A 24765-nucleotide genomic window follows, 5' to 3' on the forward strand; every position below is an offset into this window, starting at 1 on the left:
CTTCAGCCGGTCCGACTGCTTCGCAAACCTGCCAAGCAGGCGAGCCTTCTTGCCTTCAACCTTGACAGGGAACATGAGAGACTAGCGGCTATTCATACTCCCCTGAGAGACACGATTGTGCGGCCAAGGTCAGGCATGTGGCCGGTCATCGCTGTGAGGCAGGGCTTAATGGCTAAGCTGCCAGCTCCAATACGCGCTGCCAGCGCGGATGTTCGTGCAGTGGCGCAAAGTCAGAATCCTGCTTCACCCATGCCTTGGTTTCGTGGTTGGCATGAGGCAACAGGCGTTCCAGCAGGTCGAATGCACGATCGAACTCGCCGAAATGACAGCAAAGGCAGGCGGTGTTGTATTGCGTCAGGAGATCGTCCGGATCAATCGCCAGCGCCCGCGCGCTCCACTCCTTCGCACGTTCGGTCTCCCCGATTAAGGCGAGGGCATTTGCGCCGAGATAGGCTGGCCGGGGGTTCTCAGGATATTTCGCCAATTCGCGCTCGGCGCGTTCGACGCCTCTGCGAGCCGAATCCCTTTCGTCTTCCGGCCGCCCTAGAGAACGATAAACCTGCATAAGCAGAAGAACAGATTGGTAGTCATCGGGCTTGATCTCGGCGGCCCGCTCGTAGTGGTGGGCAGCCGCCTTAAGCTTACCTTGCGCATAGCAGGCGCGCGCGTAGAAATAGTGCGCTTCGAACAGATTGGGATCACTTGCGATAGCCTGCTCGAACTCCTTTTCTGCCTCTTCATATCTTTGGCCGACCGAGAGAGCGAGACCACGCGACGCGTGTGCTTCGGCCAGCCCACTTTCGATATCGAGCGCCTTGCCACTGTTGGCGAGGATGCTCTCGAGCGAGACCTTCTCGTCGTAATTGAGGAATAGAAAGGAGTCGCAGTCGGCGATGCCGGCGTAGGCGCGCGCATAAAGAGGGTCGAGCTCGATTGCCTTGCCGAACATCCGCTTCGCCAGCACATAGTAGGTCTTGGACGTCCGGTGGAAAAACTCTCTCCCCCTCAGATAGTAAGTATAGGCCTCGACGTTCTCAGTGGGAGCCGCCTTGATCGCCCTTTTTTCGGCCGGCAGCAGCTTGACCTTGAGCTGATCGACAATGGTGTGAGTGATTTCGTCCTGAATGGCGAAGATGTCGGTGAGTTCACGGTCGTATCGGTCGGCCCAGACGTGGCCGCCATCCGCCCCGTCGATAAGCTGTCCCGTTATGCGGACGCGCTGACCGGCCTTGCGCACACTCCCTTCGAGAACGAATTTGACGCCGAGTTCCCGCGCAACTTGCTGCACCTTCACCGCCTTGCCCTTGTAGGTGAATACCGTGTTGCGGGCGAGCACGTGGAGTCCGGAGATTTTCGACAGGTCGGTGATGATGTCTTCGGTAATTCCGTCGGAGAAATACTCCTGCTCGGGGTCGCCGCTCATATTTGTGAACGGCAGGACGGCGATTGAAGGTTTTTCCCTCTCGCGCCCCTCGGGCGATGCTGTTGCCGCGCTGTTCTCGAAGCGGAAAGGCGCGGCGAGTGCGACGTGGTAGACTCTGACCGGCCGGTCGATATTCTTGAGCTCGTGTTCCCCCGTGTCCTCGAAATCAAGATCAAGATTCTTGCCGAGATGGTCGCGAACCGTGCCGGAGATTGCGACGCCCCCGGGCCGGGCGATGCTTTCAATTCGCGCCGCCACGTTGACGCCGTCGCCATAAATGTCGTTGTCATCGAAGATAATGTCGCCAAGATTGACGCCGATGCGAAATTCGATGCGCCGCTCCTCTTGCACGTCGGCGTTGCGCTCGCGCATGCGGCGCTGGATGTCGGTCGCGCAGGCGACCGCGTTCACCACGCTCTGGAACTCGACCAGCATGCCGTCGCCGGTGAGTTTCACGATCCGACCCTGGTGCTCGGCGATCTTGCCGTCGACCAGATCTCGCCGATGCGTCTTGAGCGCCGAAAGCGTACCGCCCTCGTCGAGACCCATGAGCCGGCTGTAACCGACCACATCGGCGGCAAGTATTGCGCTAAGTCTTCGTTCCATGCGCGGCTAGCCTGTTTTACGGCGAGTCAGGGTAGCAGGTTCTCACAGCAGCGGCATCACACTAAATCCGCTCATCGTAATTCGGAAGAGAGAGCATTGAAACTTAGGTGCAGACGAGGCGTGGTCACGGAGATGACAGCGGAAGCGATGAAAGCCCGTGCGTCAAAAGGCCTTTGGATTTTTTTACGGCGATCACGGAGCGTCCGCTTACTGCACCTATCCGAAGTCGACAGGCACGTTCTGGAAGGTCCGCTACTGGGGCACCTTACTCGTTCCAGTGGACGAGGCGAACAGCAACAAACCATCCATCTCGGCCATTGGCGGCAGCCAGTTGGTAGAGTTTGACCCTAGAACGCCAGCCTGTGAGACCACCGCCGCCGGGGCGAGCGCATGCCGGGTCGGCACCCACCGGGTTGATCGGCGGGCGGGGGCGGGATGGTTTGTGGGGCCCCGCATCAATGCGCGTGACCCCTCGCTCACAGACTGGATGATCGCGTTGAAGGCGGTGATCACTATTGAACAGAAGCCGCCGATACCAGGACGAAGCCGCGGGTCTTGTTCTCGTTGTCGGAGTCCTGGGTGTTCATGGCATCGAAAAGCTCAGACGTCTTCACCCACACTGGAGGGTATTTATACCGTGCGACATCAAGGATGAGGAAGCGGTCTGCTTTCCCATCATAGGCTGCTAGCGGCGAGATATGGCCGCCCTTCTCCTGTCCGATTGCCTTGCGGAGGTAATTGACGATCACGAAATGGTTCGACTGGCCGAGATGGGAACTCGCCAGCTTGCGGAACTCGTCGACTGAGCTGTCGGCGGCATGATGGACTTCTGCCTTGACCGGCTGCGTCGCAAGAATTCCACCGATCTGATCGAGGGTCATACCTTTCTTCGCCAAAACATCTCGGGCGAGAATGGCGTCCGTTCGTTCATCGAGGACATTGTCCTGCGTGAAAGTGCGATATGGCTCGTACTCCGGAACCGAAGGCGCCGGTACATTGAGCGCGTTCAGCACCATGACGATGCTGGCGACACCGCAATAGGACTGTGTCTTCTGCGTCAGAAAGTTGCTTGCGAGAGGGAAATAGGCCTCCCGTGCATCGCTTTCGACGAAGTAGTTTTCGCCAATATCAGAACTAAAGCCGGCCAGATTGTCAGGAAGCTTCAGGGTTTCGGCGCTTGCGCTGGTGACGAACAGCCCCAATGCGACCACTGCCCCATGAACGAAGTGCTTAGACATGGCAACGTCTCCGCTGGGTGATCGTGCCACTATACCAGAAGGACGGGCGTGTATCACCATCCCCGATCGGGGTCGAAGGTCGGGTTCGAGAGGAGGGGCCGTATCCGGCGCGCCCGGCCGACAACTTCGTTCAAAGTTCGGGGTCTCCTCATGGCCGGCTGCTCTCGCCGCCAAAACCATCCAAATCGCTCTGAACGACCGAGTTCGACCCTTTTGGCGGTCGTTCAGTTGCGAGCGTCGCATGACGCGATCTGACCCAGAGTTGCCCTTCATCAGCCCATTTCGCTGCCTGATAGCCGACATTCGCGGCAACCGGCACTGATGGCTCTTGGCGGACAGCAACACGACTACAAGAAAGCCAACTTAGGTGGCTTCCGAAGTCATTTCCTTTGCCAGTTCGCCGATCATTGAACGCAACCACCTGTGGGCCGGGTCGTGGCGGTAGCGAACGTGCCAACCCATCTGCACTGGAAAAGTGCCGAGGTCGACGGGCGCGGGTAGTACCTTCAGGCGCGGATCCCGCTCAAGGCTCCGGCAGATGAGGCTCGGCAGCGTTGCGCAGTAGTCCGTGACGGCAAGCATCTCAGGCACGGCTAGGAAGTGCGTGACAGAAACGGCAACCTCTCGCTTGAGGTTCTGCTGCCCCAATGCCTGGAAGAGGCCCGCTCGCAGCCGGCCCGGTGGGAGCACGTTCACGTGCTTGAGTCTCTCGTACTGATCTCGGGAAATACGGTCTCGTACGTCGGGATGGTCCTTGCGCACCACGCAGGCGAGCCCATCGTCGATAAGATGCTGGACGACAAGATTGTCCGGCGGATCGATGATCCGGCCAAGCACCATCGCCGTGGTACCGGAAATGACGCCGGTTTCGGCGAGATCGTTGCCAAAAGCTGTCATGCGGAGCTTGATGCCAGGCGCTAGCTCCCGGGTCCTCGCGACAAGGGCCGGCATCAACACAAGCTCCACGTAGCTGTTGGGAGCAAGCGTGAACAGTCGTTCGGCGTTTGCTGGCTGAAACTCCTGCTGGTTCAAAATGAGATCGTCCAGTTGCGCCAGCGCTGCTTCGATTGTCGGAGCGATCTCCTCGGCCAGTTGCGTCGGCTTTATGCCGTACCTTTCCCGGATGAACAGCGGATCCCGCAGGGTGTCGCGCAGGCGGTTCAACGAATTGGACAGCGCCGGCTGGGTGATGCCCAGTCGCGCTGCTGCCCGTGTCACGCTTCGCTCCTCCATCAGGGCCAGGAAAACCGGGAGCAGGTTCAGATCGTATCTCATCGAGATATAATTCCATCTGAATATCTAAAATCAAAGAAGTAAATTTCTGAAATATGTGGGCAGGTGCGATCATCAGCTCATCGACAAGCCGATGCGGCTGATCGAGCTTCAGTGCAACCGGCCACGGCGCCTCATGGCGCGGCATCACCTGACGAAAGGATGCAAACGATGAAAGTGCTAATGGTACTCACCTCCCACGACGTTCTCGGTAGCACCGGCAAGAAGACCGGCTTCTGGCTCGAAGAGCTGGCAGCGCCATATTACGTTTTCAAAGACGCCGGTAACGAGATCACCCTCGCCTCGCCGAAGGGCGGCCAGCCACCTCTCGACCCGAAGAGCGACGAGCCGATGTTCCAGACCGACCTCACGCGACGCTTCAACGCCGACGAGGCTGCCAAGGCGCACCTCGCAGAAACTGTGCGCCTGGACAGCGTCGACCAGAAGGACTTCGATGCGGTCTTCTACCCCGGCGGCCACGGCCCGTTATGGGATTTGGCCGAAGATCCGAATTCGATCAGATTGATCCAATCCTTCATCGCGGCCGGCAAGCCGATCGCCCTCGTGTGCCATGCACCGGGCGTCCTGTGTCGCGTAACCAATCCCGACGGCACGCCGTTCGTTCAAGGCCGATACGTGACCGGCTTCACCAACAGCGAGGAAGAGGCTGTAGGCCTCACGCAGGTCGTGCCGTTCCTCGTCGAGGACGAGCTCATCAGCCTCGGTGCGGTCTTCTCCAAGATCAAGGACTGGGGCGTGCACACAGTCGTCGATGGCCAGCTCATCACCGGTCAGAACCCGGCATCATCGAGTGAGGCAGCGGAGGCGCTTTTGGCTGCTCTGAGCCAAATGAAGGCAAAGACCGCCTGAGCGATTGGAAGCATCGTGATCTGCCAACGGCTCGCGTCGGCAGATCACCATCAGAGGCGGGAGTTTGTCATGTCCTGCCGTCAATTCCACGATATTGCTGTCGGATGCCCAGCAGATGATCGAGAGATCGATCGCCGCCGCTCGCGCGCTGAATGTTCCCTGCTCAATCGCTGTCGTCGACTCGTCTGGGCATCTGCTGTCCTTTGTTCGCCAGGACGGGGTCATGGCAGGATTGCGAAAGGGCGATGCGGGACGCGTCGTCGATGCAGACATGGACGAGCTCCCAGCCGGCGCTCCGAGACTTACCCTTTTTCGGATCACCGGTGATGCGATGGCCGACTTGGCTGAAGCGGCCAAGCTTCTTGATGTCGATATGGATCATCTCGCCGGGGTTCTCGCGCTCGTAGCGTCGGACCGGTTCGGCCGGCTCGATATCGCTCAGCCGCGACAGCCCGGCACGCTTGAGAACCCGCCTGATGGTGGCGGGCGAGCCGCTCACTCACCACTAACGGCGCGCTCGCGAGCGGCTTCGTAACCGCCGAGCTACACCACCTGACGGGACATGACCGACGAGCCTTCCCAAGGCCGGTAACTTGGCGGGCGGGCTGTCCAACTGGGTGCGTCCGAGCAATTGGATTCCCGGTGTAGAGTTGCCACCCTGGATCTCCGGCTGTATTCCTAGCTGTGTCCCCTAGGATACATTGTCGAGCAGGGTCGACTTATCCAAGCCTTGTGTCGGCTCAGGCGGCCATTCACCATTCGGCGTCATCTCGTTGACTGTCTCGGGTAGATCCCGCGCAATCCTTCTGATTAGCTCCTCGCGCGAAAGACCCATCTGCATCGACATGGACCTGAGTGTACCTTCGTCCATTGCCGCTTCGACGTCCCTTGGCTCGATCGGTTGGTTTGGCCCGCTGCTAACCCACGAGTCGACCTTCGATCCTGCCCCCACCTCCCTGAACCGTTCGAGGATCTCACCAAGGTCAGCCCTCGACACGCCATTCGTTATCTGAGCCAGAATTCTGCGTTGTGGGTCGTTTGGGTTAAGATACCCTGCTCCCGGAATCAATTCACAGAGCTTGTCGCGATTTTGGTATGCCAGAACGCCAAGCATCGCGATCGCCAATCTTCCCAGATTTGCCATTTGGTCTCCTCCACGGTTTTGGCCCATGAGCGAATCGAAGCCAAGTCTTGGCGGATGCCGCTCGAACAACTTCTTGCCGGTCGGCTCGACGGCGGAGAGGACGCGTCCTCGCGGTACTCGTTTTCCATCTGACGTCTTCTCCTGACGCGGAACTTCGGGGCGCTTGGCCGCAGTCGCCCTGCGCCGATCGAACGCCCTAACCCGGCGCCTTCCGGGTTTGTTCCGCTTGTCAGAGTTTGTCGGGGACGGTGGGGGGCGCGACCCGACGGGTAGCTCTACCGGCTCGAGAAATAGAGTCTGCCCAACTTGACCATATTTCAGAACGACGGCGGCTCGGTTGGCCTCAGCTACCTTGGACTGCCGCCGGCTCGCGCACGAATTTCAATTTCGGCGGGACGGCGAACACCCTGAACCGCTCAGCCAGGCTGTCAAGAGCTTGACGCATGCCCACTCCCGCAGCAGCCGCACCGTGTCCACTGATGACCATCTGCGGGTTCAGGGCAGCCAGGTGCTTCACGGATCTTTCCGCCGCATCCCAGTCCGGCGTGAAGTAGCGCGGCGGACCGTGCATCTCAAGATCCTGAACGGCGACCTCATAGACTGACTCCTGACCGGTGGTGATGAAAGCGTCCCCTACGATCAGCGAGCGGTCCTTCTCGCGCCAGAGCGAGATATGCCCAGGAGCGTGCCCGGGTGTGTGTAGCCATCGCCATCCGGGCATTCCGGGGATCGATCCGTCGGCAGGTAAGAGTTCCAAACGGTTGCCAAGATCAATTGGCCCCCGTGGAAAAAGCGGCGAAAGCAGCGCCATAAGTCCACCCCCGACCCAGGGATCCGGTGGCGGATAGGATGCGGTTCCGTCCAAATAGGGGCGCTCGAGTGGATGCGCGAAGACAGGCACGTCCCACTTATTCGCAAGGTTTAGAACCGTTCCCACATGGTCGAAATGGCCGTGGGTCAGGATGATCGCGGCTGGCCGTGCGTTGGTGCCAAACCGCTTTTCCGCGACCGCAAGAATGCTGCTGCGGGACGTCGGCAACCCGGTATCAATCAGCATCCAGTTCCGATCTCCGCTGCCCGGTGCGCCGAAGAACACGACATTGACGATTGCTAGCCTCAAATAGCCCAAGTCCGGTGCGATGCTCCAAGCGCCGTCGCCAAGATCCTCGCGCCTGGCGTGGTCGATCTCGGAAAGTCGAATCTGAACGGTCATGTGATCCCGTGCCTCTCTTGTTGCTGAGCAGCCGCTCGAGTCGATCGGCGGCGGTGGTACATCGCCCCGAACTTGGCACGTCCCTCCTTGTTCCTCATTCGCCACCCAGCTCCGGACAGTCCACCACAGGAACAAAGGCTCGACCAATCGGTTCGGCATTACCCGGTCACGCAAGGACGAGCTGGACTGGACAACGAAGATGGCGCGCGCCCGATTGGATGCGGTATTTCGCCAACGCGGTTCCCGGTCCTAACAAGGCGGCCGAGTTAGAAGCCGACTGCTGAAAGGAGACTTCGAATGAGCGAAGTGGGGCGCAGGGACGAGCACCAGGTGGAGGCTCCGGTTCCGCAAGCTTCGCGCTTCGCCAGTTTTTCATCGCAGGCTTTGAGTGCTCCTCGCACCGGCGCAAGGACGGAGTTCGCCTCGATCTTATTCGTGCGACCTCGCATAATTTGCATGCCCTGGGCGACTACCGCGGCTGCGCCGAACTCGGCCTTCGCACCATCCGCGACAGACTGCGGTGGCAGCCAAATGTCCGGAATACTATTGTCGATGTCGCCGAGAGACCTTTTGGCAGTGGCGCCCGACCGGCTGCCATCCTGTTGACCCACGGCCATTTCGGGCAGCGGCGACGGCAGAGAAGGAGGACAGGCGTGGTGCCGGTCAACCAGCATGTCGGTTCTGGCCGGCAGATGTCGACCTCTCCGTCCGCGCAAGGCCCCGCACGGCGGCCACTCCGCGTGGGAAGCCGCTGCGGTTGCTAAAATCCTGCGGTTGCGCGCGGCCGCGAGCGTGCCGGGCGCTTACCTTTTGGGCGCTCAACCAATCGATGAGCGTCACACCGGCGATGAGGACCAGAGCAAGGCCGACATTGTCACGTTTTGGATTGTCGCGCCGGAACGCCGGCAAGAGTGTTGCTATGTCGAGCGCGTCACCGGCCACACGGCTCCAAAGGCCTGCCTGTTTGTCTACCGACAGCGAGAGAATGCCGCTGCTGACTTCCCGCGCCCCGTAGGCACGGATGATGCTCTCCTTGCCGCGCATGCCGAGTGCGCGGGCGATCCGTTGGGAGGCCACAAGCTCGGCGACACCCAGCGCTATGCTGAACCAGCCGAGTTTGCTTGCAAGCATATCGGAGGCTGTGAGCGCGGTCGGGCCAGACTTTACCACCCTGGGGTCGCTTGGCGATCTGCTGAGATTGCCGAATTTGGTAAGCATGTTCATGGCTCTCCTAGGGCTTCAGTACGACTTTGACGCAACTATCCTGCTTGTCGCGGAATACCTTGTACATCTCGGGTCCTCGTTCGATCCCGACCGTGTGGGTGATGACGAAGGAGGGGTCGATCTGACCTTCTTCGATGCGGCGCAGCAGGTCGTCGGCCCAGCGATTCACATGCGTCTGGCCCATCCTGAAAGTCAGGCCCTTGTTCATGGCCTGGCCCATCGGGATCTTGTCGACGAACCCGCTATACACGCCCGGGATTGAGATGACGCCGGCCGGCCTGCAGACATAGATCATCTCCCGCAGCACGTGTGGGCGATCGTTTTCCATCAGCATGATCTGTTTCGCGCGATCATAGAGAGTGTCTGGTTGGCCAAGTGACACATGGCTTTCCATCCCGATGGCATCGATGCATTTGTCCGGCCCTTTGCCACCCGTAAGCTCATTCAGCGTCTCGATTACGCTCGCGTCCTTGAAGTTGATTGTGATGGCGCCGGCTGCCTCAGCCATGGAAAGGCGTTCCGGCAGGCAGTCGATCGCCACAACCTGCTCGGCCCCGATCAGGATGGCGCTGCGTATGGCCATCTGCCCCACCGGGCCACAGCCCCAGATCGCGACGGTATCGGACGGCTCGATGTCGCACTGAACAGCAGCCTGCCAGCCGGTTGGAAAGATGTCGCCGAGGAAGAGGACCAGCTCATCGGAGAGGCCGTCCGGTACCTTGATATGCGTGGCGTCGGCAAACGGCACGCGAACATATTCGGCTTGTCCGCCCGGGTAACCGCCGGTGAGATGGGTATAGCCAAACAGCCCGGCCGTGGTGTGCCCGAATGCTTTGTCGGCGATATTCTTGTTGCGGTTGGTGCGTTCGCAAACCGAGAAATTCTTGCGCTTGCACTGCTCGCATTCACCGCAAATGATTGTGAAGGGGACGACGATGCGATCTCCCTTCTTGAGGGCGCCGTTTACGCCGGACCCAACTTCCACCACCTCTCCCATCATCTCGTGGCCCATTATGTCGCCAGGCAGCATCGCCGGGATGAAGTTGTGATAGAGGTGCAGATCCGAGCCGCAGATCGCGCAGCTGGTCACCTTGACAATGGCGTCGCGCGGGTCCTCGATTTCGGGATCGGTAACCTGGTCGCAACGTATATCTTCTTTTCCATGCCAAACGAGAGCCCGCATGCTTCATCTCCTGTGGATGCCCATCTGCAGCGCCGCCGGCAACGCCCTTGACCGAACTCCCGCGCAAACGGGTGCTGAGAAACGGCTGCTTCCTTCATTCCGGAGCCAACCCCGGCCGCTTTCCTTCGGATTATGGAGGTTTCTTGCGCCGAACCCGTGAGGCAGCATCGATGTTCCCGCGTCTTTAAAAAACTCGGCCCCGCATTATCAGAAGAGTCGGTTTTCGCGGAGCACCAGGGTCCTTTCACAGCCGTCGCTGCCCGGTTGGGACATGGACTCCGGCTCAGCGGTTTGTTTCACCGGGTGTGGCGGCTTCAGGCCGAAGGCCTTGCCCTGGACGCAGCCGAACTAGGGTCAGTGATCTGCCGGGACATCAGTGATCTTCTTCCTATGTACCCACAGGACCAGGCTGGCAGGCCCATCTCACCTTCACATCCAGCAATCGCAGCTAGCGCCACGGCAGACCTGGATACTCGAGGGAAGTTGCCCGGACATGGACACAGGGATTTTCAAATCGGGATCGGCAGATATGGATGTCATGCGCTGGGTCCGGACGTGTCGGTGCACAAGCCGCGAACAGGACACGAGCTTTTTTGCACCAGAGCTGGAACAACAGCGCCGGAGCAAGGTTTGATTCCTGCAGCGTTTTCCTCCAGCTGCGTGATCGGGGTTGTCCGATCGGCCCGCGCCTATTCCCGGGCGCGGGCCATGTCAACGACCTACATACCCCGAAAATCCTATGAAGGCGGTGAAAGACCAAGCCGTCCCGTTGAACCGGATCCGTGGGCGCCGAGCAAATGCGGTTGCGCGCTGGGAACGGTGAGAAGCCGCCTCAGTCGCCCACGCGCCAGCGTGCTGGAGCTTCTCGGCGAAGCGTCGCGTGGACGTTGAAGGAAAGAGGCGATCACCTGCACGACGAGCAGCCGACTGCCACCGTGCGCAGCAATCCCTGATCCATTGCGCGCGAGCCGTGAGCAACCCCCGCCGGTGACAGAGATCGGTGCAGACTGGAACAGCACAACGTCCGCCAAACTCGAAGTGGCCACGGGAATGCGCGCCTTGCTGGCGGTTGCCGGATTGCGGAACTGGGCCTGAGCCAGGTCGACGTGGGACCCGAGGCGATTGCGATCGCATTTCGCATAAGGCCTTTGGACTCACAATGGCAGAACGTCATAAATGGGGCGGGTTCGAACGTCGGGGAGGCCTTTAGTGTAGGCGCCCGTGGCGCGAGGTCGCATCCGACATTAGCGGGTATGATCGAAGTCCACGGCGAGACCACAACTGACCGCATGGCCAGCGACCATGTTTTCGAGCTCGCGGTCTGAAATCGAGGGCGTCGGAACAATTTGCCTCGGCGCTATGAAGGTGAGCTCTGTCGAGATCAGGCGGTGGCGGCGACTTCGCGTGCCGACATATTTTTCGATAGGATCTTCACGCCGTCCCACCACACACCTCCAATTCAACTTCACCCCACATCAATTGCGGAAGTTTCTCAGATGCGCATTCACATCGGTTAACCGGACCAAAATAGACGCGCCTCCACTCAAGAATGAGCAGTTCGTTCCAGCTTTGGCAGGCCAAGCGAGTTGTGGGCCATGGTGAAGGAACAACAAGGCACTGGCCTCGTTAGAGCCGTACATCCATCGATAGCTTTCAACAGGAGATGAGAATGGCGACGACGAGAAGATCACAAGGCAGCTCCAAGGGCTTGGAAGACCTTTTCTACGATGGTCTGAAGGACATCTACTACGCCGAACGGAAGATTCTGACCGCGTTAAAGAAAATGGCAAAGGGCGCAGAGTCCGAGGAGCTGAAGGCCGCGTTCGAAAAGCATCGAGACGAGACAGAAGGTCAAATCGATCGCCTGCAGCAGGTTTTCGACGCGTTTGGCAAGAGGGCTCAGGGCAAGACCTGCCCAGCGATCGATGGCATGATCGAGGAGGGGCAGGAGATTTTGGAGGAATTCGGAGACGCTCCAGCATTGGACGCAGGGCTCGTGGCTGCAGCCCAGGCCGTCGAGCATTATGAAATCGCGCGCTACGGCACTCTTGTGACGTGGGCGGGCTTGCTCGGCCTAAGAGACGCAGTCCCACTTCTGGAACAGACTCTGGAAGAAGAAAAAGCCACCGATGAGGCGCTCACCCAACTCGGCGAAACTGGCGTCAACGAACGGGCAATGCAGCAGGCCGCGTGAGGTGGCGTATTGCTGGGGTGGCCAATCCGAAATTTGCATCTTCTTGAGCAGCGCAAGGAGCGAATTCGGATTTGGCCATTTCCTCTGTCGCTTGCCTGTCGAGCACACGTGTTTTGGCACCAACCGCATTGTACTACTGCGCGCATCCAATGTGGGCGCGCCGGTTACGCTCAGCGAAAACACCAACCCCGCCGCACGCGCCTATATCGACGCGGCAAGAAGACTCGAGGGCGAGGACCTGCCGGTCATTCTGCCTTTCGAGCGGAGGGGCCTCCTCGACCGGCTGTTGGGAAGGAGGGCAGCATGAACCTGCTCGATATCTTCAAGCGCCGCGGCAGCGCGCCGGTGGCGCGCGAACGCTTGCAACTGCTGTTGGCTTACGAGCGTCGAAGCCGCAACCAGCCCGATCTCGTCTCCGTGTTGCGCGAGGAGATCATGGCGGTGATCGCCCGGCAACGCCAACATGTCGACGTGATGGCAGCCGAATCGAAATCGAAGAGGCGACCGAACCCGGCAAAGGGCGATCGCCGAACGCAAGTGCTTGCGCCATCCCTGGCCGACAGGATGCCGGTATGAACGAGGAACCGGCTCGTCGGCATGCGGCAGATCCTTCTGGCATCGACAGCTTTTTCATGGCTGGTTTCGAGTGTTCCTCGCATCGTCGTGCCGACGGGGTGCGCCTTGATCTGATCCGTGCGACCTCACATGACACCCATGCATCCGGCGACTATCGCCGCTGTGCCGAGCTTGGGCTTCGCACGATCCGCGACGGCTTGCGCTGGCACTTGATCGAAACAGCGCCGGGAGTGTTTGACTGGTCGAGCTGGATGTCGGTGATCGAAGCAGCCCAAGCGGCCGGGGTGCAGGTTATCTGGGATATCTTCCACTATGGTTCGCCAGACCACGTCGACCAAGGTGGCCTCGGCTTTGTCGAGGCCTATGTCCGTTTCGCCGCGGAAGCTGTTCGGGTTCATCGCTTAGCCACCGGAGTGGCTCCCCTGGTATGTCCGATCAACGAAATTTCGTTCTTTGCATGGGCGGTGGAGGTCGGCTATTTCCCGCGCGTCGGGCAGAACAAGCGGGGATGGTTCAAACGCCACCTTGTCAGGGCAGCGATCGCCGGGATCAGAGCAATGCGGGAGGCCGAACCCAGTTGCAGGTTCATCTGGGCTGAACCGCTCATCCATATTGCTCCTCGTGACCGCACTCGCGCCGAGCGGCGGCGCGCCGAAAATGCTCGTCAGGGCCAGTTCGAGGCTTACGACATGCTGGTCGGGCGCGCGGAGCCGGAGTTGGGTGGCAGCGAGGACCTTGTCGACGTCATAGGCCTCAACTTCTATCCGCACAACCAATGGTACTTGAATGGGCCAACGATACCGATGGGGCACCACGAATACCGGGCGCTTTCGGAAATGCTGGCCGAGGTCGACGAGCGCTACAAGAAGCCGATGTTTATTGCCGAGACCGGCGCCGAGGGCTCAGGACGGCCGGCTTGGCTCCATTATGTTTGCGACGAAGTGCGCGATGCGATGAGCCTCGGAGCACCTATTCAGGGCATATGCCTGTACCCGGTGACGGCCTACCCCGGTTGGGACAATTCGCGCCACGCCGAAGTAGGCTTGTTCTCCACCATTCATGCGGACGGTTCGCGCACTCTTCACAAGCCGCTTGCCGACGAGTTGGAACGCCAGCGCCGATTGTTCGAGGCCTTCGAAAACGAGCCAGCAGGCGCGGTATAGCCCGCCGATAGTGCGCCGCGCTTTACTGGCATCGGCAACGCGGTAAGCCTAAATCTGTCCGCCGAGATAGATGCCTCCTTCCAGCGATGATCGCCTCGCGTGCGACCCTTGGCGGCTTTTCGCCGCGCAGGACGGCAAGGCACGCCTCGATTGTTGCGAGTCTCGACTTGCAAGCCGGCTCCGGCCAATCCTTCAGCAGAACCTGGGCCGCGTCCGTTACCGACACAACAAACCTGTCGCGATCGATCCGGCTGGGTTGAGCGACTATCGGCTTTGTGAAACGTCTCGTACGCACGACCCCTCCAACGGCATATTAGGTTCGGCTGATCTTTGCGCCATCTCAAATGTTAATGGTCGCCTCGAACGCAGCTTAATCCCGGCGCATCGTTCACTCCGCCGCCTCGCGCTGCGTCGGCATCTGCCCGATGCCGTTTGCCGGCATGCTCTTTTGAATGCGCGCGAACGTCGCCAAAGCCTGCCCGACGACCTGATCCATATTGTAATAGCGATATGTCGCCAGACGTCCGACGAACCAGACCTGTGGGCACGCCGCTGCCAACGCTTCGTAGCTCTTGTACAACGCCTCGTTTTCGGGCCGCGGCACCGGGTAATATGGATCTCCGATGTCCGAGGGGTATTCGTAGGTCAGGCTGGTCTTCGGACTCTTCTGTCCGGTCAGATGCTTGTACTCGGTGATGCGGGTGTAGTTTTCCGTCTGCGGATAGTTGACGACGGCGACCGGCTGAAACTCCTCGCAATCAAGCGTCACGTGCTCAAAGCGCAGCGAGCGGTAAGGCAAGCGACCCAGCTTCCAATCGAAAAATTCGTCGATTGGCCCGGTGTAGATCATCCGCTGGCACGGAATCTTGTCGCGAATCTCACGATAGTCGGTCTGCAGCATGATCTTGATCTTGGGATTATCCAGCATGCGCTGGAACATGCGCGTATACCCGCCTGCCGGAATTTTCTGGAAAGTGTCGCCAAAGTAGCGATCATCCCGATCGGTCCGCGTTGGCACCCGCGCTGTGACTGATTTGCTCAACTGGGAAGGGTCAACACCCCACTGCTTCCTGGTGTAGCCGCGGAAGAATTTCTCGTAGAGCTCCCTGCCCACGGTGCTCACGACGACGTCTTCGGCTGTGCGGACTTCTTCCACCGTCTCTCGCCGGGAAGCGAAGAACTCCTGCAACTGCTCGGATGTCAGCTTAAGGCCGTAAAGGCGGTTTATGGTGTCTAGATTGATCGGTATCGGCAGCAGCTTTCCGTCGACCAGCGACAGCACGCGGTGTTCGTAAGACCGCCATTCGGTGAACTGCGACAGGTAGTCGACGATCGATTGGGCATTGGTGTGGAATATGTGCGGCCCATAGCGGTGGATCAGGATCCCCGCCTCGTCATAACAGTCATACGCATTGCCGCCGACGTGATTTCGTCTGTCAACGATTAACACGCTTTCTTGTCGTTGCGATGCGATGCGTTCCGCCAGCACGCTGCCGGCGAAGCCGGCGCCGACGATCAGCCAGTCGAACATGCTCACGCTCCCCTCAGCAACGGCACGACGCTCTTCATCGCCTGGGCGCGCTGGATGTGGGCCGCCATCGCATTCCAGGTCTTCTCCCAGGACATGTCGGCGAGGTAGGCGTCGGCTTTCCCCACCAGGAAATCGCGGGGACGCGCCAGGATGGATCGAAGCTTGGCTTCGATATCCTCGGCGTCGACAATGTCGACCAGGCCTTCGGCGCCGTAGGTGCGCACGACGTCGACGATCGCTGTGGAAACCACCGGCAGTCCTGCCGCCAGGAATTCAGGAGTCTTTGTCGGACTGATGTAGCGTGTCGCCTCATTGAGCTTGAAAGGCATCCAGCCGGCACTCCAATGCCGGAGGTAGCGTGGCAGGTCGGCATAGGACTTGCCGCCCAGCCAATGCAGGTTGCTTGCCGTGGGCAGCCTCGCCGGATCGATCTTGACCACAGGGCCGAGCATGACGAATTGCACGTCCGGCATTGCTGCAGCCGTCTCCGCTACCAATTCGACGTCGAGCCGCTCGTCAATGACCCCGAAATACCCCACTCTCGGGTGAGGTATGTTGGCCTGGTCGAGTGGGTCCTCACCCGGCTCTCTCGCCTGATGGAAATGTGCAACGTCGATGCTGCTTGGGAAAGGAAAGATCGAACGATGCAGGCTTCGCTTGGCCTCGTAAAGGCTCTGCCCGCCCGTGAAGACGATATCGGCACGTTGGAACAGCGCCTTTTCCAGCTGATTCAACTCTGCGGGTGCGTTCTTGAACGCGGAGAGTTCATCCATGCAGTCGTAGACGCAGACGTCATAGGCGAGATGGTCGCTGAAACGTAGTGCCATGGGCGTGTAATACCACGCGGTTAACCGTTCATGCGGCGTAGAGGCGACGATCTGGTCGACGAATCTGCGCTGGAGCGCATCCGCCTTGGTCGCGGACGTGCCGACTGGAATAACCGGCGTCACAATTTTGATCGTAGGTGAAACATCGTTCACCCGCATCGAAGCGTGGCGCCTTTCGTCGAAGATCGGCTCCTCGAAATAAATTAGCTGCTGCTGTTTTGAGGCGAGCGTCAGGATCTGTTGCGGTCTTTGGAATACAAAATTCCATCGGAGGTGGGAAAAGCAAAGTAGAATTGACGACTGTACGGTGGTATCTGGTTTTAGGGGGGTGCCCACCGCCATTTCCATATAGAAATCCTTCGTTACAATTAGAAATTGCCTCGGATAACATACGTTAATCGAGGCAGCTTCGATGAAATTCGCAGCCATCTCTATAACTTTCATCCCAGTAAGTTGTTCCATAGTTCCAAACTGTCTCGGGCAAGGCCAGCGGTCCGCGCCATTCCGGCCATGGCTCAAGAGAGAAGGTCAAGCCGAACGACCCTGCATCCGGCTGACATGATGAAGCTGAAGCCCCGCGCCGTGCGTGACCTCACCCAAAATGTGGCGCATTGCCACAGAACGGTTGAAATCGTTCAATCGTTCAACAACCGTTCATGGGCGGAGTTATAAATGAGGGCTGCGAATCGATTCGGCTGAGTCACGCAGACGGTCCAAATCAAAGGGGTCCGCGAAACAATCGCGGGAATGCTTGGGAATGAAGATCGACTTTGAAACCAACGTCTTTCCATTGTTTCACCCGCAGGCGGTGGATGATGTGAAGGACCCTTGTCCGGTGTTCGATGGCACGCTCTGGCACGTCTTCGGCTCCAGCGGCACCGTCACAACCGAGAGCTGGAAAATCCTCCACGCCACAGCGCCGGATCTTTATGGACCCTGGATAGAGCACGAGGCGATCGTTTTGCCGGTAACCGGATCGGGCATTGCGGCGCCCGGCGTCATTCATGAGTGCGGCGTCTTCCACATGTTTATCCAGACCGAATTCATGAAGTCCGGCGGACGTTGCGAGCACGCGGTCTCCAATGACGGCTTTCATTGGGTCGTGCTCAATCCGGCGATATTGTCGCTGCCCGACACCGATGAGGACGGCATCTACGATCCCCACCCCGCAATCATCGGCGGCAAGCGCTATATCGTCTATTCAGGCATGCCCAAATTCACCAGGGTGCCTCAGCCTGATGTCTATCTGGCGCGCAGCCAATCCGATTCTTGGTTCGGGCCATGGAAACGTCTCGGCAAGATACTCGATCATCTCGACGTGCCGCATCACAATGCGCGCGAGCACCCCGATTACGAGTGGGGGATAGAAGGGGCGCAACTGGTTGAATTGCCGGATGGCCGCGTGCTTCTCAACGCTACCTGCTTCCTCCCCGACGGCCCCCGTGGAAGCCGTCAACGCGTTTTCTTTGCTATCGCCGATAGGGTAGAGGGTCCTTATGTCTCTGTCGGCCCCGTCCTTGATCCTGGCGAGCCAGGAGAGAATGGCCATTCGACCGTAATGATCGAAGGCCGGCAATTGACTTTGTTCTACCAGAGCAGACGCGAGACGACGAACCACCGCTGGCGATATGGTCTGGCCAAGTGCGACTTGGATCGGCACATACTTTCCAGAGTTGCCTAGAGAACGTGATCCAATCGTAGCCGCTGGGCTACCCACCTCGTCCAGGTCGCATTGCCCGACGGACGCCGACAAAAACCCAAGAAAGGCACAGATTGAGCTCGCTCATCACAATGGTGCTGCCAGTCGCCGTTTCTGATCGATGGTCGTCCAGCGATAACCGATGGGCTAGATGTCCCAGGCTGATGACGTAGGCAGTCGGCGAAGCCGGCGACGAGGCAGGTTGAGAGTAAAAAAGGTAAGTTGGTCGCGTCAGATAATATATTTAAATTCTCTCGTCGAACTCCTCGGTGAGACCAGTCGTGCCAATCGGTTTCTCAGCGCCGGTGACAAGATAGCCGCAAGTCTGACAATTGGATGTCGAGTTGGCTCAATGAAAGGAAGCAGCTGAAATTGGGTCACTATTTTTCTAACCGGGGTCGATGATATCAACCGGTTTTGATCCTGAGCAGGATGTCCTGATCGTAATTTCCAAAGCCCTTGCCGAAAATGTTGATGCCGCCGGGGCGCTTGGCGTCGTCCTTGACGCCGATACGGACGCGGATTGAATGATGGCTCTTCAGATCGAGTGCGGCGAGGCCGGTTTCGGAAATCCTGAGGCCGTCGACATAGGTGCCGTCATTGGCAATTCGCCAGTTCTTCAGCTTACCGTATTGCGAGCCCTTGAGCTTCCACCAGGAGGGCGTGAAGACGCCGCGCTTGTCGCCGAAATCGCCCGGCGACGTCCAGGTGCCGACATCGACGCCATTGATCGTCAGCGTGATGTCAGAGGGCCAATCGGCGCTGGTGCCCGGCACCTCCGAGGACAGCTCAATCGCCACTTCGAGTTCGGTGATCTCGGCATTGGCGAGCTTGGCATTGTTGGGGAACTGGTATTCGACAAAGCCGCGCGTGAACCACAGCAGCCCGGCTTTCATGCGGGCCGGATCGAGGAAAGTGTTCGGCACATCGAGTAGGCCGATGATGCCGTCCGGCGAACAAAGGCCGCAGGGCGCGGTAACCTCGAAGCCGGTATAAAGCCCGATCGGCATCGACACTTCCATCGCGTCGTTCTTGACCGCACGATATTCGCCCTTGAACACGACGAGCACTTCTTCGGCCGTCGGATAACAGATTTTCTGATTGCCTTTCTTCGCCTTCCGGTTCTCGGTGCGGATCAGCCCCGCATCCTCCAGCACCTGGATGTTGGTCGAGACGGTCGATTGCGGCAGCGACAGCACGGCGGCGATTTCGTTGACATTCATCGGCCCCTTCTCATGCAGCAGTTTCAGCATCGAGATCCGCGCCGAGGAGGCAAGCCCCTTGAGCACGGCAATGCCTTCCTCAGGTTGGATCACCAGAAAATTGCCACTCATGAATTTGCCAGTCTATGCTCGTGGAAGAAGCTATCGCCTCGCCAATTCGTGTTCGGTAAGCTTGCGTTGGTGGGCGGGACCGTTGCAACGGCGTTGAAGGAAACGCCGAGCCGGCAATTTGGTTACATGCACGCGGCTACACCTTCGGTACGCATTGAAGCCACACCGCAACAAGGATGTTTGGCTACAGGTCTGAAATTGTTCGCCGCGCAATGTTGGCGTCCTTGGCTGCGGTAATGGACGCCTACGCGCTATTCTTGGTGGCTTTTTGCAGCGCAGGTTGGCAAGGCACGCCTCGATTTGCAGCAAGCCGCGAGTCGCAGCGAGGCTTCGGCCAATCCTTCAGCAAAACTTCGACCGCGTCCGATACCGCGAAAGCGGTCCTTAGAGCTGCGGGCCTGGCGAACTGATCGCATTGCTGTTCCGTCCGCTTCCGTTAGTTCTGGAACACGAAGTCACAATCAAGGTTCGGCGGCCGCAGCAATGTCTCCCTCCCAATGCATGGCTGCAGATCGGTGCGCACCGATCGACCCTCGCCCCCTCCGGGAGGCCGCGGGCGCGGGGACAGCTCTTGTGGCGCAGATCACGACACGCGCGGTGCGCCCCTTTCGACGCAAAACGCAGGTCACGCGGAGACGCGTCGGCCGGCAAGTCGCGCCTGTAGGAGCACAGCCGCCAGCAGAAAAAAACGCGGATGACGCTCTGCCAATAGGCTGAGAGGGAAATCCAGCCCAGGCCGTTCTCGAAGTTCAGAACATTGAACAGGATACCGAGCAGCAGCACCCCGGCTAACGTCGTGATCACCGAGCCGGAGCCGCCGGTCAGCACTGTGGCGCCACAATAACCGCGGCGATGGCAAACAGCTGCCAGCCAACCCCTTATGGGCTGCCCGGCACCAAACTGGGCGGCAAGAATGACGCCGGCCAGCCCCGCGAGGCCGCCACTGGCTAGGTAAACCATGAATTTGGCGCGATCGGCCCGGAGGCCATCAGCCGCGCGGAATGTCCTGACAAGACGGCAGCGGGCTGGGAGCGGGTGGGCAGACCGGCCGTGAGGACGCGTCACACGCGATGAGCGCCGGACGCGCTAGTCGTTAGCCGGCCTGAATTGGTTTGCCCTTCTTCTTCCGGGGCAGCTTGGTTTCCGCGTCCGCAGCAATCGGCTTCGACGGCGATGTTTCAGCGCTCAGTCGCTGCTCGCGCAATCGCGCAGTTTTCGCCTGGCGTGCAAGCCGCTCGGAGTCGGTCAAGGTGCGAGCTGCGATTGTGGTGCGCTCATATCTTTCCTTGTCGATCCGTCGGGTGCCCACGCTTTGCCCTGCCGCTTTTGCTTGCCTCGATGGCCCGCGCCTCTCGAAAACGCGTGCCGATCGGGCCCTTCAATCTGCCAGCAGTGAGTGAGGACCGCTGCCGGCACCGAACCACCATTGCGGCATTGTGTTCCTCTGCCTCCAAGAAAAACCAGTATATGCAAAAGCTGAACGTGAGAGGCCGTAGCGGCGTCGAGCGGCGGCCCACGCGGGCCAATCAGGAGCTATGGACCTGCATATCGCGCCGGCGCCATCGGTTCGGGCCGACCACAATTCGCCTGGCTCATCCACATTGCTTAACGGCGGCCGCAACAATGCGTCCGACTTAAGTTCGGCTGCAGTCACACGCATTAGACCGACAATAAACTGCGTTCCCGGGCAGGGTGGAAACGCCGAGTATAGCCCCATAACATCATCAAGACCCTTCTGAGGCTCTGGCTGTAGCTGAGGCGGTGGGGGTATTCGCGTCCAGGTTCGCTGATGAACTGATAGCTTTCAGAGCGCGGCTATCTGCCTAGCTCCGTTCTGCGCACCAGCGCGTCCCGATGACAGCCAGGCGAATGCCGGCCGTGCCGCGGACGCTACCCCTTGACTGCCGAGCCGACGATCGAATCCACGAAGAAGCGCTGCAGGAAGGCGAATAGCACCAATGGCGGCAGCACGGCGAGCGTGGCGCCGGCCATGACCAGTCCTGTATTGAGGGCGCCTCTGTTGTAGCTGAGCAGGCGGCTGAGGCTAATGACGATCGGATAATCCTCTGCATTGCCCTGCAAAACTGTCAGCGGCCACAGATAGCTGTTCCAATGATAGACGAAGGCAAACAGCGCCAGTGCCGCGATCGCGGGCGCCACGCTCGGGGCGACGATCTTGAACAGGATCAGAAGTTCCGACGCCCCATCCATCCGCGCGGCGTCGATCAAATCGTCCGGCACGCCGGCGATGAACTGGCGCATCAGAAAAATACCGAACGCATTGGCGAGGTTGGGCACGACGATGCCGGCAAGGCTGGCATTCAGGCCGATCGATCCGACGAGACGATAAAGCGGAATCAGCGTGACGATCGGCGGCAGGAACATGGTGGCGATCAGCACCGAAAACAGCAGCGAGCGGCCGGGAAAGTGGTGCTTGGCGAAGGCATAGCCAGCCATCATGCTGGTCACCAGAATGCCGGCGGTGGTGATGGTGGCGATCACCAGCGAATTCCACATCGAGCGGCCGACATTGATCACGCCGGACACTTTCTCGTAGGCTTCGAGGCTCGGCGTGCGCGGTATCCACACCGGCGGCACCTGCATGGTTTCGGCCGGGGTTTTCAGGCTGGAGAGCACCATCCACAACAGCGGGAAGGCGGAGGCCACGGCAACCAGCAGCATCACCGTCGCGAGCAGCGCCCTGCGGCCCGCCGGGCGTTTGCGCGCCAACCGGCTCGACCATCCCGAGCGGCCGGGCGCGCTCATTCGGCGTCCTTCCGGTCGGCATAGGCGAACAGCGCGCACACGACGACGATCAGCGCCAGCATCAGCATCACTGCCATGGCCGAGCCCAATCCGCCTTGTGCGCGCTCGATGCCGACACGGCGGATATGGTAGGTCAGCACGTTAGTCGAGCCGACCGGCCCGCCTTGGGTGATCAGCGCAACCGGCTCGAATACTTGCACGGCGTTGATGATGGCGATTACGGCGCTGAACAGGAGCGTGCGCCGCAGCAGCGGCAAGGTGATGAAGCGGAACTGTTCGCGCCGGTTGGCGCCGTCCAGCGTCGCCGCCTCGTAAAGGCTGCCCGGGATCTGGGTCAGCCCGGCAACCGCCAGCACCGTAAAATAGCCGATCTGCTGCCAGACATTGAGGACGACGATCGAGATCAGCGCCGAGCTTGGCGAGGATAGCCATGGTTGCGCGCCGATGCCGACCAAACCGAGCATCTGGTTGACCGGCCCTTCGCTCGGCGAATAGAGCTTCGACCAGACCAGCGTCACGGCGATCATTGGCACCATGTAGGTGGAAAACAACACTGTCCTGAGTGCCGTGCCGCCTGCGACATCACGCTGGTAGACCATCAGGCCGAATGCTAGCGAGAGCGGCAGGATGAGGACCACCGACAGCGCCGTGTAGATCGCGGTGTTGAGCAGCGCTCTCTTGAAATCCCGCCCGACCGAGGTCGGGCCGAATATTTCGCGAAAATTGTCGAAGCCGATGAAGCTCGCATTGGAAAAAGGCGTCTGCGTCGACCAGTCCTGGAACGACAGCCAGATGGTGAGCAGCATCGGCAGCAGGATGAAAACGCCGATCAATGTCACCGCGGGCGCCAGCATGATGCCCGCCGAGGCACGATAGGTCTTGATCATCGCTCTGCTTCCAAAGCGCCTAGCTCTCGAAACAGCGCCTTCACTATTTGGCGGCACGCTCCAGGATCGAAACGGCATCGGCCTGCGCGTTCGCCTGCGCATCCTTCGCCGAGAGCTGCCCATACTGCAACGCTTCGAGCGTTTGCTGCAACGACTCGCTGAACTCCTGGCCACCCGGCACGACAGGGAAGGGCTTGGCGTCGGCAAGCACGCTGACATAGCCGGACAGGAACTCGGAGCCGAGCTTGTCCTTATGGGCTTCGATATCGGAGGCACGCGACGGCAGGATGCCCATCGACATCAGAATATCCGACATGGCCGAGGCGCCGTTCTTGCCGGACTTTGGATTGTTCAGCCATGCCAGGAAATCCCATGCTGCTTTTTGCTCGGCCTCACCGGCATTGGCGTTGACGACGGTCATCCACGAATAGGAGATCGAATGCGGCTTGTCGCCGCTCGGACCGACCGGGATCGGTGCGGTAGCGATGTTGGAGAACTTGTCGCCCATGCCGGTCTTCAACGCGCTTTCCCACCAGTTGGCCATGATGATCATGCCGGTCTTGCCGGAGACGAAATTGTCAAGGAAGGGACCGGTGGTGTTGGCGTCGGCGGTGGCCATCGCCGGATCGCTGGCGCCGGACTTGATCAGGTCCTCGTAGAGCTGGAAAGTCTCGCCGGCTTGAGCACTGTCGAGCACCGGCTTGCCGTCCCTGACCAAGTCGCCGCCATTGGAGACCAGCAGCGAGGCGAAGGGATGGACGACGCCCGCCGCCCAGGAGTTGATCATGCCGAAACCTTGCTGGCCGGCGTCTTTCCTGGTCAGCTTCTGCGCCGCATCCTTCAATTCGGACCAGGTCTTCGGTGCCGCCGTAATGCCTGCCTGCTTGAACAGCTCCTTATTGTAGTTCAGCGCATAGACGTCGATCTCGTTTGGAATGCCGTAGAGCGTGCCACCAACGGAGGCTGCGCTGACGACACCGGCCGGCCACGCACTTTTGACCTCGCCGGCAACCGTGTCGGGGGCTGGCGCGACCAGCTTGTCTCGCGCCAGTTCGGGCAGCCACAAATCGTAGATGCCGCTGATCGTCGGCCCATCGGAACTGCCGCCTTGGGAACGCAGTGTCGTCAGGAGGTCGCCGAAGGGAACGGCGCGGACGGTGACGGTCACATCCGGATTGGTCTTGGCGTAGTCCTTGGCCGCGGCGTCCAGCAACGCCACCGTCTCCGGCGACCAGTGGGTCAGATAGGAGATGTTGACCGACTGAGCCCAGCCGACGGTGGGTGATGTCAACAACCCTGCAGCCAGTGCCAGTTTCGAAATCCAAGCCAAAGACATCCGGATCCTCCGCGTAGACGCACAGCGATATCAAGGACGTTATGACAACTTGAAGCAATGATGCAAGCGCTATCTTCCTGGAGAGTTCCTGCCGGCGCTGCGGCGATTTCTTACTTCAATCTATAAAGTGCGTGATCGCATTTTAAGAACAGACAATTATCTGAAATAGCTCAAGCTGTTTCTCCGTGCCGGCCAGGCCCCAACATGCGGCGAGGCTCTTGCGATGGAAGTCATGTCATTATAATGACATTAAGCCACAGGGATGCGGCTGTCGACAAG

At 59.7% G+C, this 24765-nt stretch carries 20 protein-coding genes and 4 pseudogenes; 7 read left to right on the forward strand and 17 right to left on the reverse strand.

Annotated elements, in window-relative coordinates; genetic code table 11:
- Positions 1 to 172: 172 nt before the first annotated feature.
- The 3 genes from NKI58_RS32065 to NKI58_RS32075 form a co-directional block, all read right to left on the reverse strand.
- Positions 173 to 2029 carry a TPR end-of-group domain-containing protein gene (locus NKI58_RS32065; RefSeq protein ID WP_352854276.1) on the reverse strand — a complete coding sequence of 619 codons (1857 nt, stop codon included), beginning with the start codon at positions 2027 to 2029 and terminating at the stop codon, positions 173 to 175.
- A gap of 512 nt (positions 2030 to 2541) precedes the next feature.
- Positions 2542 to 3267 (reverse strand): phytochelatin synthase family protein, encoded by a 726-nt coding sequence (locus NKI58_RS32070; RefSeq protein WP_352854278.1) that lies wholly within the window; start codon positions 3265 to 3267, stop codon positions 2542 to 2544.
- 363 nt (positions 3268 to 3630) lie between these two features.
- Positions 3631 to 4542: a LysR family transcriptional regulator gene (locus NKI58_RS32075; RefSeq protein WP_352594032.1), complete on the reverse strand. Its 912-nt coding sequence runs from the start codon at positions 4540 to 4542 to the stop codon at positions 3631 to 3633.
- Between the two features lie 168 nt (positions 4543 to 4710).
- Between NKI58_RS32075 and NKI58_RS32080 the strand changes: the two genes are divergently transcribed.
- Both NKI58_RS32080 and NKI58_RS32085 read left to right on the forward strand, forming a co-directional pair.
- The gene (locus NKI58_RS32080) at positions 4711 to 5409 is read left to right on the forward strand and encodes a type 1 glutamine amidotransferase domain-containing protein (protein WP_352643450.1); all 699 of its coding nucleotides are present in this window, start codon (positions 4711 to 4713) and stop codon (positions 5407 to 5409) included.
- Positions 5410 to 5524: 115 nt separating this feature from the next.
- A pseudogene (locus NKI58_RS32085) lies at positions 5525 to 5578 on the forward strand (heme-binding protein); the annotation flags it as partial.
- Positions 5579 to 5629: 51 nt separating this feature from the next.
- Here NKI58_RS32085 and NKI58_RS32090 read toward each other — a convergent pair.
- The 5 genes and pseudogenes from NKI58_RS32090 to NKI58_RS32110 all read right to left on the reverse strand — a co-directional run.
- A pseudogene (locus NKI58_RS32090) lies at positions 5630 to 5899 on the reverse strand (IS481 family transposase); the annotation flags it as partial.
- Positions 5900 to 6100: 201 nt separating this feature from the next.
- On the reverse strand, positions 6101 to 6553 hold the full coding sequence (locus tag NKI58_RS32095; RefSeq protein ID WP_502897047.1) for a YidB family protein: 453 nt from the start codon (positions 6551 to 6553) through the stop codon (positions 6101 to 6103).
- Between the two features lie 343 nt (positions 6554 to 6896).
- Positions 6897 to 7766, reverse strand: coding sequence for an MBL fold metallo-hydrolase (locus tag NKI58_RS32100; protein ID WP_352594034.1), 870 nt, complete (start codon positions 7764 to 7766; stop codon positions 6897 to 6899).
- A gap of 663 nt (positions 7767 to 8429) precedes the next feature.
- Positions 8430 to 8984: a hypothetical protein gene (locus tag NKI58_RS32105; RefSeq protein ID WP_352854280.1), complete on the reverse strand. Its 555-nt coding sequence runs from the start codon at positions 8982 to 8984 to the stop codon at positions 8430 to 8432.
- 13 nt (positions 8985 to 8997) lie between these two features.
- The gene (locus NKI58_RS32110) at positions 8998 to 10173 is read right to left on the reverse strand and encodes a zinc-dependent alcohol dehydrogenase (RefSeq protein WP_352625317.1); all 1176 of its coding nucleotides are present in this window, start codon (positions 10171 to 10173) and stop codon (positions 8998 to 9000) included.
- 1669 nt (positions 10174 to 11842) lie between these two features.
- On the opposite strand from NKI58_RS32110, the gene NKI58_RS32115 reads away from it, so the two are divergent.
- From NKI58_RS32115 to NKI58_RS32130, 4 genes and pseudogenes are all read left to right on the forward strand, one after another.
- The gene (locus tag NKI58_RS32115) at positions 11843 to 12367 is read left to right on the forward strand and encodes a YciE/YciF ferroxidase family protein (RefSeq protein ID WP_352784238.1); all 525 of its coding nucleotides are present in this window, start codon (positions 11843 to 11845) and stop codon (positions 12365 to 12367) included.
- A 133-nt stretch (positions 12368 to 12500) separates the two neighbouring features.
- Positions 12501 to 12674, forward strand: a pseudogene (locus tag NKI58_RS32120) (septum site-determining protein MinD); the annotation flags it as partial.
- Entirely contained in the window at positions 12671 to 12943 is a 273-nt protein-coding gene (gene minE, locus NKI58_RS32125; RefSeq protein ID WP_352594038.1) for a cell division topological specificity factor MinE, read from the forward strand. The pseudogene NKI58_RS32120 and the gene minE, both read left to right, overlap by 4 nt.
- Positions 12940 to 14106: a beta-glucosidase gene (locus NKI58_RS32130; protein ID WP_352594039.1), complete on the forward strand. Its 1167-nt coding sequence runs from the start codon at positions 12940 to 12942 to the stop codon at positions 14104 to 14106. The genes minE and NKI58_RS32130 overlap by 4 nt, the downstream gene beginning before the upstream one ends.
- Positions 14107 to 14128: 22 nt before the next feature.
- Here NKI58_RS32130 and NKI58_RS32135 read toward each other — a convergent pair whose 3' ends face one another.
- The 3 genes from NKI58_RS32135 to NKI58_RS32145 form a co-directional block, all read right to left on the reverse strand.
- Complete coding sequence (locus NKI58_RS32135; RefSeq protein ID WP_352594040.1) at positions 14129 to 14401, reverse strand: DUF982 domain-containing protein; 273 nt, start codon at positions 14399 to 14401, stop codon at positions 14129 to 14131.
- Positions 14402 to 14494: 93 nt separating this feature from the next.
- The gene (gene glf, locus NKI58_RS32140) at positions 14495 to 15637 is read right to left on the reverse strand and encodes a UDP-galactopyranose mutase (RefSeq protein ID WP_352594041.1); all 1143 of its coding nucleotides are present in this window, start codon (positions 15635 to 15637) and stop codon (positions 14495 to 14497) included.
- Between the two features lie 2 nt (positions 15638 to 15639).
- Positions 15640 to 16893: a glycosyltransferase family protein gene (locus tag NKI58_RS32145; RefSeq protein ID WP_352827948.1), complete on the reverse strand. Its 1254-nt coding sequence runs from the start codon at positions 16891 to 16893 to the stop codon at positions 15640 to 15642.
- A 328-nt stretch (positions 16894 to 17221) separates the two neighbouring features.
- Between NKI58_RS32145 and NKI58_RS32150 the strand changes: the two genes are divergently transcribed.
- The gene (locus NKI58_RS32150; RefSeq protein ID WP_352625310.1) at positions 17222 to 18145 is read left to right on the forward strand and encodes a glycoside hydrolase family protein; all 924 of its coding nucleotides are present in this window, start codon (positions 17222 to 17224) and stop codon (positions 18143 to 18145) included.
- Positions 18146 to 18570: 425 nt separating this feature from the next.
- On the opposite strand, the gene NKI58_RS32155 is transcribed toward NKI58_RS32150, so the two are convergent.
- The 6 genes and pseudogenes from NKI58_RS32155 to NKI58_RS32180 all read right to left on the reverse strand — a co-directional run bounded on the left by NKI58_RS32155 (position 18571) and on the right by NKI58_RS32180 (position 24486).
- The gene (locus NKI58_RS32155; RefSeq protein WP_352854282.1) at positions 18571 to 19497 is read right to left on the reverse strand and encodes an ArsR/SmtB family transcription factor; all 927 of its coding nucleotides are present in this window, start codon (positions 19495 to 19497) and stop codon (positions 18571 to 18573) included.
- A 625-nt stretch (positions 19498 to 20122) separates the two neighbouring features.
- Positions 20123 to 20484: pseudogene (locus NKI58_RS32160) on the reverse strand (ABC transporter permease); the annotation flags it as partial.
- A 106-nt stretch (positions 20485 to 20590) separates the two neighbouring features.
- On the reverse strand, positions 20591 to 20746 hold the full coding sequence (locus NKI58_RS32165; RefSeq protein ID WP_352854284.1) for a hypothetical protein: 156 nt from the start codon (positions 20744 to 20746) through the stop codon (positions 20591 to 20593).
- A 641-nt stretch (positions 20747 to 21387) separates the two neighbouring features.
- The gene (locus NKI58_RS32170) at positions 21388 to 22263 is read right to left on the reverse strand and encodes a carbohydrate ABC transporter permease (RefSeq protein WP_352854286.1); all 876 of its coding nucleotides are present in this window, start codon (positions 22261 to 22263) and stop codon (positions 21388 to 21390) included.
- Entirely contained in the window at positions 22260 to 23150 is an 891-nt protein-coding gene (locus tag NKI58_RS32175) for a carbohydrate ABC transporter permease (protein ID WP_352854288.1), read from the reverse strand. The genes NKI58_RS32170 and NKI58_RS32175 overlap by 4 nt, the downstream gene beginning before the upstream one ends.
- Positions 23151 to 23193: 43 nt before the next feature.
- On the reverse strand, positions 23194 to 24486 hold the full coding sequence (locus NKI58_RS32180) for an ABC transporter substrate-binding protein (RefSeq protein ID WP_352854290.1): 1293 nt from the start codon (positions 24484 to 24486) through the stop codon (positions 23194 to 23196).
- Positions 24487 to 24765: the final 279 nt, after the last annotated feature.

Source organism: Mesorhizobium sp. M0522, assembly GCF_040321085.1.
Classification (GTDB): Bacteria; Pseudomonadota; Alphaproteobacteria; order Rhizobiales; family Rhizobiaceae; genus Mesorhizobium.